The sequence below is a fragment of the Mannheimia kashgarensis genome, assembly GCF_041807705.1.
Lineage (GTDB): Bacteria > Pseudomonadota > Gammaproteobacteria > Enterobacterales > Pasteurellaceae > Mannheimia.
In genome coordinates this window covers 1-1,024 of record NZ_JBGTYY010000066.1, presented here as the reverse complement: position 1 = coordinate 1,024, position 1,024 = coordinate 1, and the positions used below count along the sequence as shown (strand labels likewise).

Annotated in this window: 1 protein-coding gene; it reads right to left on the bottom strand. The window is 41.2% G+C overall.

Features of this window, described 5'->3' with window-relative positions; all coding sequences use genetic code 11:
• Positions 1-773: hypothetical protein (locus tag ACERCF_RS12475; protein ID WP_373625785.1), on the bottom strand; the 773-nt coding region annotated here is incomplete at its 3' end.
• Between the last annotated feature and the right edge of the window lie 251 nt (positions 774-1,024).

Sequence of the window (1,024 nt, the reverse complement as noted above, 5' to 3'; positions counted from 1 at the left end):
GAGCCGGTGATTTTGCTTAGCACATCGTTGTCCAAGGTAATCACGGTGGAGGCTCGGGCGTCTGCCATATTGATGACCTCAATCTTGTCGCCCACTTTGTCGAAGAAACGATGCCAGTTTTCGGTGGTGTAGTCTTCGTTAGAAGATACTACTGAGCCGTAAACGTTGTAGTTGAATGACTTGAATTCCTTACCTTGTGGGGCATCTAGCGTACCAATGTGTGTACCTTGATCGCCTGCGTTGATATACACAAACTTCATAATATACGTTGGGTTTTCTCCATCCGGTGCAACAAAGCGGTGAACTTCATCACGGACATTGGTGCTGTGATAAGTATCCAAGTGCTTGGTTTCACCGTTATCCCACTGCTCATTATTATTAAAATCCTGATAGGTATAATAACGGCGTCCGAAGTCATCATATACCCAAATAGTTGGTGTTACAGTGCCATTTGCGTGGGTATCGGTAACTTTATATGCTTGACCTTGATCGTTATAAGAATACGTTCTCCAAGTATCGCCTAAGTTCAACTCGCCGTCTAAATTGCGATCACGACCATCTACTTTCATTCTACCGTACTCATCACGCAAAAAGATTGAGCGAATGTTAATGGTATCTTCATTAGAGTAGGACGTGCTTTCTCTAACTTGATTATATAAATCAAATTTATGCACGTTTTTAGAGGTTAAGCGATCTTGGCTGTCGAAGACTCTTCTTATCGCCTCACGACCATACAAATCAAATTCACGAGTAATGTATTGGTTAATTGGCAAATCATCGCCCGTAAAGTTTCTATCTTCATGCTCAATATTACCATAGCTATTTCGGCGGTAGGTATCTATACGCTCAGCCCCCTCTTTCGAGAAGTCAGTATCAAACTCACGCGTTGCCGTACGCCCGTAGATGTCATAAGTGTACTTATTTACAGGTATAGATTATTTTGTATACATTTTTCTTTGACTTTACCAAGTTATGAGGGTAGCATTTCTGCCTTATCAAAAAAACTAGGATAAATACAATGACA